The organism is Mycobacterium sp. (genome assembly GCF_035697385.1).
Classification (GTDB): domain Bacteria; phylum Actinomycetota; class Actinomycetes; order Mycobacteriales; family Mycobacteriaceae; genus Mycobacterium.
Genome location: NZ_DASSCY010000074.1, coordinates 1 through 10,254 on the forward strand (window position 1 = coordinate 1; position 10,254 = coordinate 10,254).

Genomic DNA, 10,254 nt, shown 5'->3' on the forward strand with positions numbered 1-10,254 from the left:
TAATAGTTCTTGCCATCCGACCACGGGATGTAGTCGTGCGGGTTCCAGTCCTTGCGCATCCGCAGATGCCGGTTGAGATTCGCCTCCACCACCGGCTCAAGTTCTTTGAGTAGGTGCAGGTCGGTCAGGTCTTGCGCCATGACCCCTCCCAGTTATCTGTACCCGTTGGTTGCACTAACCTACCTGCGCCGGACGGTTACCGCAGAATCGGCACGCCGAAGCTCACTGAATTGGCTAGCCGGCGGCTCGTAGCATGAACAGCGTGAACGCGGATCCGCTGGCCGGCCTGATCGCGCAGCTGCCCGAGGGCGCCGTCGTCACCGACCCCGACATCCTGGCGTCCTACCGGCAGGACCGCGCCTTCGACCCGAGCGCGGCGATGCCACTAGCCGTCGTCCGGCCCCGCAGCACCGAAGATGTGCAGGCGGTGCTGCGCTGGGCTACCGCCCACAAGATCGCCGTCGTGCCACGAGGCATGGGCACCGGTCTGTCTGGCGGCGCGACGGCTCTCGACGGCGGCATCGTGCTGACCACCGAGAAGATGCGTGACATCGCCGTCGACCCCGTCACCCGCACCGCCGTCGTCCAGCCCGGCCTGCTCAACGCCGAGGTGAAGAAGGCCGTCGCCAAGCACGGGCTGTGGTACCCGCCGGATCCGTCGTCGTTCGAGATCTGCAGCATCGGCGGCAACATCGCGACCAACGCAGGCGGGCTGTGCTGTGTGAAGTACGGCGTCACCACCGACTACGTGCTCGGCCTTCAGGTGGTGCTGGCCGACGGCACAGCGGTGCGGCTCGGCGGTCCGCGGCTCAAGGACGTCGCCGGGCTGTCGTTGACGAAGCTTTTTGTCGGCAGCGAGGGCACGCTCGGCGTGATCACCGAGGTGACCCTGCGGCTGCTGCCGGCTCAGCACCCGGCGTGCACCGTGGTGGCGACGTTCGACTCGGTAGAAGCCGCCGCCAAAGCAGTTGTCACGATCACCGGCAAGATCCGGCCGTCGATGCTCGAGTTCATGGACTCGGCGGCGATCAACGCCGTCGAGGACAAACTACGGATGGGTCTTGACCGAGACGCCGCCGCGATGATGGTGGCCGCTACCGACTCCCGTGGACCGTCCGGCGTCGAAGACACCGAATTCATGGCGGACGTCTTCACCAAACATGGTGCGAAGGAAGTGTTTTCGACATCCGACCCAGACGAGGGCGAAGCGTTCGTCGCTGCGCGCCGGTTCGCGATTCCCGCGGTGGAGGCCAAAGGCTCGCTGCTGCTCGAAGACGTCGGCGTGCCGCTGCCCGCGCTGGCCGACCTGGTCGGCGGCGTCGCGAAGATCGCCGCGAACCATGACGTGATGATCTCGGTGATCGCGCACGCAGGCGACGGCAACACCCATCCGCTGATCGTCTACGACCCTGCGGACGCGGCGATGGCGCAACGGGCCCAACAGGCGTTCGGCGAGATAATGGATCTGGCCGTCGGGCTGGGCGGCACCATCACGGGCGAGCACGGCGTTGGCAGGCTCAAGCGGCCGTGGCTGGCGGGCCAGCTCGGGCCCGAGGCGATGGAACTCAACCGCCGCATCAAGCAGGCGTTGGATCCCGACGGCATTCTCAACCCGGGCGCAGCGCTTTAGCGCTGATTTGTGTGCGTTTCGTTGCGCTCGTCACCGCTCGTTTTCGCACACAAATCGCAGGTGACTATTGACACGTTCCCGGGCAGTGTCGTACCAATGAGACATGACAGCTACTCTGTCTCATCATTCGCCGGTCCGGTTCCAGCTCGCCGATGCGGATACCTGGCCCAACCCGTGGCCGATGTACGCCGCGTTGCGCGACCACGACCCGGTGCATCACGTCGTCCCAGCAGATAACCCCGAGGGCGACTACTGGGTGCTGTCCCGGCACGCCGATGTGTGGCATGCTGCCCGCGACCACGAGACCTTCTCGTCGGCCCAGGGGCTCACCGTCAACTACGGCGAGCTGGAAATCATTGGTCTGCAAGATAATCCGCCGTTCGTGATGCAAGATCCGCCGGTGCACACCGAGTTTCGCAAGCTGGTGTCGCGCGGGTTCACGCCGCGGCAGGTCGAGTCCGTCGAGCCCAAGGTTCGCGAGTTCGTCATCGAGCGCATCGAGCGGATACGCGCCAACGGCGGCGGCGATATCGTCGCCGAGCTCTTCAAGCCGCTGCCGTCGATGGTCGTCGCGCACTACCTCGGCGTACCGGAGTCCGACCGCAAGCAGTTCGACGGCTGGACCGAGGCGATCGTCGCGGCCAACACCACATCGGGCGGCATCACCGGCGCGATGGCATCGGTGGGCGACGCGGTCGGCTCGATGATGGCCTACTTCTCCGAGCTGATCGAGCTGCGTCGCCGCGAGCCACAGGACGACACCATCTCGCATCTGGTGGCCGCAGGTGTCGGCGCCGACGGCGACATCGCCGGCACACTGTCGGTTCTGGCGTTCACCTTCACGATGGTCACCGGCGGCAACGACACCACGACCGGCATGCTCGGCGGTTCGGTGCAGCTGCTGCATCAACGGCCGGACCAGCGACGGCTGCTGGCCGAGGACCCCGACTTGATCACCGACGCGGTCGATGAGTTCCTGCGGCTGACCTCCCCCGTGCAGGGGCTGGCCCGCACCGTCACTCGCGACGTCACGATCGGCGACACCACGATTCCCGCGGGACGGCGGGTACTGCTGCTCTACGGGTCGGCCAATCGTGACGAACGTGAATTCGGCCCTGACGCTGCCGAACTCGACGTCCGGCGACGGCCGCGCAACATCATGACGTTCAGCCACGGCGCCCACTTCTGCCTCGGCGCGGCGGCGGCCCGGATGCAGTCCCGCATCGCGCTGACCGAGCTGCTGGCTCGGTGCCCGGACTTCGAGGTCGACGAATCCGGAATCGTCTGGGCCGGGGGCAGCTACGTCCGCCGCCCGCTGTCGGTGCCGATGCGGGTGACGGCCTGATGCCCGGCGACTGGCTGGCCGCACGGCGCACCGAGGTGGCCGCCGACCGGATCCTCGACGCGGCGAACGACCTGTTCGCCCGGCAGGAAGCCGCCACCGTGGGAATGAACGAAATCGCCTCGGCGGCAGGCTGTTCCCGCGCAACGCTATATCGATACTTCGAGAACCGCGAAGCGCTCTACACCGCCTACGTCCATCGCGAGAGCTATCGGCTGTACCGCGAGATGGCCGATCAGATCGCCAGCGTCGACGATCCGGCGCAGCGGCTCATCGAAGGCATCATCACCTCGCTGCGCAATGTCCGCGAAAGCCCGGCTCTCTCTTCGTGGTTCGCCACCACCCAGCGGCCGATCGGCGGTGAGATAGCCGAGCACTCCGAGGTGATCAGGGCGCTCACCGAGGCGTTCGTGATCTCACTCGCGCCCGACGACCCCGAGGTCGTTGCACACCGGGCCCGGTGGCTGGTGCGGGTGATGACGTCGCTGTTGGTGTTTCCCGGGCACGACGAGGTTGACGAACGCTCGATGCTCGAGGAGTTCGTCGTGCCGATCGTGGTGCCGGTAGCGCGCGAAACGACGGCCTAGCGGCGCTACTGCCGCGCCATCGCGATGTTGAGCTTGTCCTCTGCGGTGACGAGGTGATCCTGGCTGTCTTCGCCGATGTCGAGCTTTACCCAATCGATCTTGCCGGAGAACTTGTTCTGGTGCGGGCCGTAGTCCGGTGACGTCGGCGAACCAGTGTCGATACCGACGTCGCATGCTTCGTCGCAGGAGAAGGCCATCGGCTCGGTCTGCTCCACCCTGCCGGTGCCGGCCGCTTTGCCGTCGTAGTACAGCGTGACGTCGCCGCCCTTGCCGAGGCCGCCGCCGTCGTAGTTGAACTCCACCCGCAGCTCATGCTCGCCAGCGGGAATCGGTTCGTCGGCGGTGACGAAGTAATACTCGATGTCGAAGAAGTTGTAGCAGTACTTCAGCCGGCCCTCATGCGCATACAGCGACCAGCCGCCGACCTTGCCGCCCTGAGTGACGATCACTCCGGCCGCGCCTGACTCGGGAACCGTGACCTTTGCGGTGATCGAGTGCGACTTGTTCTTGATGGTGAGCACACAATTCTCGGTGAGCCTCATGCCGGGGAAAAGCATCTGGGTCGTTCCGCGGATCAGCTGTGGCCGGCCAGCCATATCGGGGTTGAATCGCTCGAAGGACCGGTCGTCGATCGGCACGACGTTGTACTTGACCGCCTCGATCAACCACAGCCGCTGCAATTCGGCGAGCTTGTCCGGGTTCTCCGCGGCCAAGTCGTTTGCCTGGGTCCAGTCATCGGGTCCGTATAGCTCCCACACGTCGTCCGCCAGTGCAGGTTGGTCTTCCAGCCACGGTGTGCGGTGCTTGGTGACGGCCGTCCAGCCGTCGTGGTAGATGCCACGATTGCCGAACATCTCGAAGTACTGCACGACATGGGTTTCCGCAGCGGCGCCGTCGCGCAACGTCGACATCATGCTTACGCCCTCCAGCGGCGCCTGAGTCGTGCTGTTCACGACCAGCGGCGCCGGTATCTTCGCCGCTTCCAATATCGTCGGCGCGACATCGATGACGTGATGGAACTGGTTGCGGGTCTTGCCCTTATCCGTCAATCCCTTAGGCCAGTGCACAACGGTGCCGTTGCGGGTGCCGCCCCAGTGCGAGGCGATCTGCTTGGTCCACTGATAGGGAGTGCACAGAGCATGCGCCCAGCCCACGGCGTAGTGGTTGTACGCGTTGGGAGTGCCGAAGTCGTCGATCTTCGACAACAAGAACTCGGGCGTCTCGATGCCCGCCAACCCGTTCAATGTGCACATCTCGTTGAAGCAGCCGTTCGGTGTGCCCTCGGCCGACGCACCGTTATCGCCGAGGATGTAGAAGATGAGCGTGTTGTCGAGAGCCCCGAGGTCCTCGATTGAGTCGACCAGTCGACCGACGTGATAGTCCGTCTGCTCGAGAAATCCCGCATAGATCTCCATTTGACGGGCCAGCACCGGCTTCAATTCCGCGGGCATGTCGTCCCACCCCGGAATGACGTCATGCCGGTGAGTCAGCTCGGCGTCCTCGGGCACCACGCCAAGCTCTTTCTGCCTGGCGATGATTCGTTCCCGCTCGACATCCCACCCGCCCTCGAATTTGCCCTTGTACTTGTCCGACCATTCCGCGGGAACGTGATGCGGGGCATGGGTGGCGCCCGGCGCGAAGTACATGAAGAACGGCTTGTCAGGGGCGAGCGCCTTCTGCTGACGAATCCAGGTGATGGCCCGGTCCGTCAAATCCTCGGTGAGGGTGTAGCCCTCCTCCGGCGACTTCTCCGGCTCGACGGGCTTGGTGCCCTCGAACAGAGTCGGGTAATACTGGTTGGCCTCCCCGCCGACGAATCCGTAGAAGTGTTCGAACCCCGACCCGGTGGGCCAGTTGTCGAACGGACCGACCGGCGAGACCTCCCACACCGGCACCTCGTGGCACTTGCCGAACTGACTCGTCGAATATCCGTTGAGCCGCAACGTCTCCGCGATCGGCGCCTTGTTCTTCGGCCGCACGCTGCTGTTGCCCGGTGCAGACGTGGCAATCTCGGTGATACCGCCCATCCCGACTGAGTGGTGGTTCCGGCCAGTCAGCAGCGCCTGACGAGTCGGGGAACACAGTGCCGTGGTGTGAAAGCGGTTGAGCTTCACGCCGCTCGCAGCGAGCCGCTCGGCCGTCGGGGTGTTGCACGGTCCACCGAACGCCGACGAAGCACCAAACCCCACGTCGTCGATCAACACGATCAGCACATTCGGCGCGCCGTCGGGTGGCCGCAACATCGTGATCGGCGGGTACGTGGTGTTCGGGTCTTTTGCGTCGTATGTGGTCAAGCCGACGTGTTGGGCATCGGGAATGGGCAGGATGTCGCGGCGTATCTGGGACCGCTGTGGCCCGGTACCGCCTGCTTGGCCGTTACCCTCGGGTGTCGAATTAGGCATGATCATCCTCTCGTGAAAGATTCCGGAAATAACGGGACGCCAACGTGATTCGCACGACGATGTTGATGGGGCACAGCTATTGGCGCGACATCGCGATGCTGAACAAGTCCTCAGTCTTGATGAGGTGATCTTGGCTGTCATCGCCGATATCGAGCTGCACCCAGTGGACTTCGCCGGTGAACCGGTTGCCGGTTGGTCCGTAGTCGGTTGACGCCGGCGAGCCGGTGTCGGAGCCGACGTCGCAGGCCTCGTCGGCGGAGAACGCCATAGGCTGGGTTTGTTCCACCCGGCCGGTGCCGACGGCTTTGGCGTCGTAGTACAGCGTGACATCGCCGCCCTTGCCCAAACCGCCACCGTCGTAGGCGAACTCCATCCGCACCTGATGGTCACCAGCCGGGATCGCCTCGTCCGCCGTGACCATGTAGTACTCGATGCCGAGGAAGTTGTAGCAATACTTCAGCCGGCCTTCGTGAGCGTAGAGCGACCAGCCGCCGACATGTCCGCCCTGCGTGATGATCACTCCCGTCGCGCCGGATTCGGGAATGGTGACGTTCGCTGTCACCGAATGCGATTTGTTCTTCAGCGTCAGGACGCACATTTCAGCGACCCGCATGCCGGAGAAGAGCAGTTGGCTGTTTCCGCGGATGAGCTGCGGCCGCCCAGCGATATCAGGGTTGATGCGGTCATATGAACGGTCATCGAGGGGAACGACGTTGTATTTGACCGCTTCGATGAGCCATAAGCGTTGCAGCTCAGCGAGTTTCTCGGGGTTCTCGGCGACGAGGTTGTGCGCCTGGGTCCAGTCGTCGGGCCCGTAGAGCTCCCAGATGTCGTCGTCGAAGGGCGGTGGTGGGTCGGTCTTCCACGGTGTGCGGTGTTTGGTGACCGCGCTCCAGCCCTGGTGGTAGATGCCACGGTTGCCGAACATTTCGAAGTACTGCACGTCGTGCGTCTCGGGCGCTTGGGCGGCTTGCAGCGTTTGCAGCATGCTGACCCCTTCCAGCGGTGCCTGCGCGATGCCGTTCACCCACAAAGGGGCGGGCAGTCCGGCGGCCTCCAGGATGGTCGGAGCGATGTCGATAACGTGGTGGAACTGGTCGCGGGTGGCCCCTTTGTCGCTAAAACCGTTGGGCCAGTGCACGATGGTGCCGTTGCGGGTCCCGCCCCAGTGTGACGCGACCTGCTTGGTCCACTGATACGGCGTGCACAACGCGTGCGCCCAGCCCACCGCGTAGTGGTTGTAGGCGGCCGCGGTACCGAAGTCATCGATCTTCGACAACAGGAACTCGGTGGTCTCGATACCAGGCAGGCCGTTGAGGGTGGCCATCTCGTTGAAGCAACCGTTGGGCGTGCCCTCAGCTGAGGCGCCATTGTCGCCGAGGATGTAGTACACCAGCGTGTCTTCCAGGATTCCGAGGTCGTCGAGTGCGTCAATGACCCGGCCCACCTCGTGGTCGGTTTGCTCGAGGAAGCCGGCGTAGATCTCCATCTGGCGGGCCAGCACCGGCTTCAGCTCGGCCGGCATATCGTCCCAAGCGGGAATCTCGTCGTGCCGCTCGGTAAGCTCCGCGCCTTGAGGCACCACGCCCAGCTTCTTTTCGCTGGCAATAATTTTCTCCCGCAAGGCATCCCAGCCCTCGTCGAACTTGCCCTTGTACTTGTCCGACCATTCCCTGGGCACATGATGTGGCGCGTGGGTGGCACCTGGGGCGTAATAGATGAAGAACGGTTTGTCGGGCATCAGCGCCTTCTGTTGGCGGACCCAGGTGATCGCGCGGTTGGCCAGGTCCTCGTTGAGGGTGTAGCCCTCCTCAGGTGACTTGGGCGGCTCGACGGCGGTGGTGCCCTCGTACAGGCCGGGGTAGTACTGATTCGCCTCGCCGCCGATGAAGCCGTAGAAATGCTCGAACCCGGACCCGGTGGGCCAGGCGTGGTAGGGCCCGACCGGCGATACCTCCCAAGCGGGCACCTCGTGGCATTTGCCGAACTGTGCGGTCGAATATCCGTTGAGCTTCAGTGTTTCGGCGATGGGTGCTTTCTCTTTGGGGCGGATGCTGCTGTTGCCCGGCGCGGAGGTGGCCATCTCGGTGATGGCACCCATGCCGACCGAGTGGTGGTTGCGCCCGGTCAGCATCGCTTGCCGGGTCGGTGAGCACAGGGCGGTGGTGTGGAAGCGGTTGAGCTTCACACCGCCGGCCGCGAGCCGCTCAGCGGTGGGGGTATTGCACGGCCCCCCGAAGACCGACGATGCGCCGAAGCCGACGTCGTCAATCAGGACGATCAGCACGTTCGGCGCGCCCTTGGGTGGCCGCAGCGTCGTGATCGGGGGGTACTTCGTGTTCGGGTCCTTGGCGTCATACGTCGTTAAGCCGACGTGCTGGGGGTCGGGAATGGGCAGGATGTCGCGCCGGACCGTGTCCGCCCACGCGTTTGAATGACCGTTGTTTTGGGCTGACGAGCTAGGCATGATCGTCCTCTCGCTCGGACTCCTCTGGTTGAGCCCGAGGGCGTCAGACTATGCCGACCTGCCTGTCAAGGACGCGGTTTGACGCGAGCCGTCACGCCGACCAATATGCTTGGGCCTTGATGGATTTGCGTGGAATGTTGTAGGTCTCGCGGAACACCTTGGCCACCGCGCGCGTGGTCCTGTTGTCACAGGCGACCCAGCCGAAATGGTCGCACGCATCGAACGCGGACTCGCTCACCGCCTGCACGAGCGCCTCGCCGGCGTTCTTGCGATCCACCCACACGACGTCGGCGCTGCGGGCCACGGGGAGTTGCTTGTCGTCGTCGTACCCGGCTTCGAGGTACACCCGCGCCGGGGTGTCGCCGATGGCCGTGAGAAGCGAGTTGATCGCCGGCAGCGAGGCCGTGTCGCCGACGATGACATAGCCCTTCGGCGCCGGTTCGGGCAGCGTGAAGTTGCTGCCCAGCACCGTCACCTCGATGGTGTCGCCGGGCTGGGCGTTCTGGGCCCACCGCGACGCGATGCCGTCGTGCAGCGCGAACTCGATATCAACGGTGTCGGCTTCCGGGTTCGGGTCGACCAGGGTGTAGCCGCGCTGATGCTGCTTGTCCCCGTCGGCGAACCACATGCGTATCCACATCGTGGGGTGCAGCGGCCGGTCGCTAAGCATGCCGCCCGCTTCGAAGCTCAGCCGGAGGAAGTGCGGGCTGATCTCGCGCCGCCCCGTCACGGTCAGCTGGTAATCGCCTGCCCGCAGCAGCTTGAGCACCGTGCCCTGGAACCCTCGTGTTGGCGTCTTGTCCGACATCAGCCCTACCCTTTGCATCGATTACTTAGGCCAGCTTAACCTAACCTCGGTCGGGTAGGCGGGGGCCGCGATGGGCCGGAGCCTCAGCGAGCCTATTCGGAGCGGATGCGGGTGAACCGGTGCAACAGCCAGGCCAGCGGAACCGTCACCACGAACGTCGCCGCGAACAGCATGGCCATTGAGCCCGTGTAGATCGGGAAGCGAAGGATCTCCACCATCACCAGTTCCATGATGAGCAGGTGGATCAAGAAGATCTCGTAGGAGATCTCGCCGAGAAAGACCACCGGCCTGCTGGCCAGAAACTTCGCATACAGTCCGCGATCACCGAGTGCCAAGGGCGCGACCAACAGCGTGGCGATGACGGCATAGAACGCCGCCTTCGCCAGTGCTTCGCGCAGCTCGTGCGGTGACGTGGTGGGCTCGCCTGCGATCGGGGTGGACGCGATGAAGTAGCACACCAGCGCGAGCGGGATACACACCAGCGCGTACGCCCGCACACCCATCGGCTGCAGCGCCGCCAGCATCATGCCGCCGATGAACCATGCGAGGTACGTCGGCAACCACAGTCGCGCACCGTCGGGCAGCCAGTCGGTGGTGTGCACCAGGACGAGCCACGCCGGCGTGATCAATGCCATCGCCGTCAGCCCGGTCATCAGCAGGCCCGGCCGCCAGCGATGCCGGCACAGCACCACCAGCAGCAAGTACGCCAGCAGCGGCAGCACGACGTAGAACGCGACCTCCACCGCAAGGCTCCACATCTGCGTAAGCCCTTGGTGCAGATAGGAGTACAGGTAGTTGTCGGTGTAGATCTGCGTCAGGGTCAGGTTGCGAAACAACCCCATCGGCGTGTGTCCGGGATTCGGCCCCGCGGTGCGAAAGTGGTAAAGCAGATAGGCAGCCAACACCGTGACGACGTACGCGGGCATGATCCGTCGCACCCGGTGCCAGGCATAACGGCGCATCGACGGCGGCGCGCCGCCTGAGGCCGCTGCCGTGACCCATGGCCGGAACAGCAGAA

8 protein-coding genes are annotated in these 10,254 nt (G+C 64.6%); 3 read left to right on the forward strand and 5 right to left on the reverse strand.

Annotation, left to right across the window (positions count from 1 at the left end; genetic code table 11):
- Positions 1 to 140: acyl-ACP desaturase (locus VFH65_RS07030; protein WP_353320444.1), on the reverse strand; the 140-nt coding region annotated here is incomplete at its 3' end.
- Positions 141 to 262: 122 nt separating this feature from the next.
- Here VFH65_RS07030 and VFH65_RS07035 point away from each other — a divergent pair.
- The 3 genes from VFH65_RS07035 (at position 263) to VFH65_RS07045 (ending at position 3,559) form a co-directional block, all read left to right on the forward strand.
- Positions 263 to 1,630, forward strand: a complete 1,368-nt coding sequence (locus VFH65_RS07035; protein WP_353320437.1) for an FAD-binding oxidoreductase — start codon at positions 263 to 265, stop codon at positions 1,628 to 1,630.
- A 103-nt stretch (positions 1,631 to 1,733) separates the two neighbouring features.
- Entirely contained in the window at positions 1,734 to 2,975 is a 1,242-nt protein-coding gene (locus VFH65_RS07040) for a cytochrome P450 (protein ID WP_353320438.1), read from the forward strand.
- A complete protein-coding gene (locus tag VFH65_RS07045; RefSeq protein ID WP_353320439.1) occupies positions 2,975 to 3,559 on the forward strand; it encodes a TetR/AcrR family transcriptional regulator in 585 nt (194 codons plus the stop codon). The genes VFH65_RS07040 and VFH65_RS07045 overlap by 1 nt, the downstream gene beginning before the upstream one ends.
- A gap of 5 nt (positions 3,560 to 3,564) precedes the next feature.
- Here VFH65_RS07045 and VFH65_RS07050 read toward each other — a convergent pair whose 3' ends face one another.
- From VFH65_RS07050 to VFH65_RS07065, 4 genes are all read right to left on the reverse strand, one after another.
- On the reverse strand, positions 3,565 to 5,961 hold the full coding sequence (locus VFH65_RS07050; protein WP_353320440.1) for an arylsulfatase: 2,397 nt from the start codon (positions 5,959 to 5,961) through the stop codon (positions 3,565 to 3,567).
- A gap of 76 nt (positions 5,962 to 6,037) precedes the next feature.
- On the reverse strand, positions 6,038 to 8,428 hold the full coding sequence (locus VFH65_RS07055; RefSeq protein WP_353320441.1) for an arylsulfatase: 2,391 nt from the start codon (positions 8,426 to 8,428) through the stop codon (positions 6,038 to 6,040).
- A 91-nt stretch (positions 8,429 to 8,519) separates the two neighbouring features.
- Positions 8,520 to 9,236, reverse strand: coding sequence for a siderophore-interacting protein (locus tag VFH65_RS07060; RefSeq protein ID WP_353320442.1), 717 nt, complete (start codon positions 9,234 to 9,236; stop codon positions 8,520 to 8,522).
- Positions 9,237 to 9,328: 92 nt separating this feature from the next.
- Positions 9,329 to 10,254 (reverse strand): acyltransferase family protein (locus tag VFH65_RS07065; protein WP_353320443.1); only part of this gene is annotated, 926 nt, incomplete at its 5' end.

Bases quoted from the DNA above. Each gene is read 5' to 3' on its own strand.
- VFH65_RS07060 (WP_353320442.1), bottom strand. From the start codon at position 9,236: ATGTCGGACAAGACGCCAACACGAGGGTTCCAGGGCACGGTGCTCAAG.
- VFH65_RS07040 (WP_353320438.1), top strand. From the start codon at position 1,734: ATGACAGCTACTCTGTCTCATCATTCGCCGGTCCGGTTCCAGCTCGCC.
- VFH65_RS07045 (WP_353320439.1), top strand. From the start codon at position 2,975: ATGCCCGGCGACTGGCTGGCCGCACGGCGCACCGAGGTGGCCGCCGAC.
- VFH65_RS07055 (WP_353320441.1), bottom strand. From the start codon at position 8,428: ATGCCTAGCTCGTCAGCCCAAAACAACGGTCATTCAAACGCGTGGGCG.
- VFH65_RS07050 (WP_353320440.1), bottom strand. From the start codon at position 5,961: ATGCCTAATTCGACACCCGAGGGTAACGGCCAAGCAGGCGGTACCGGG.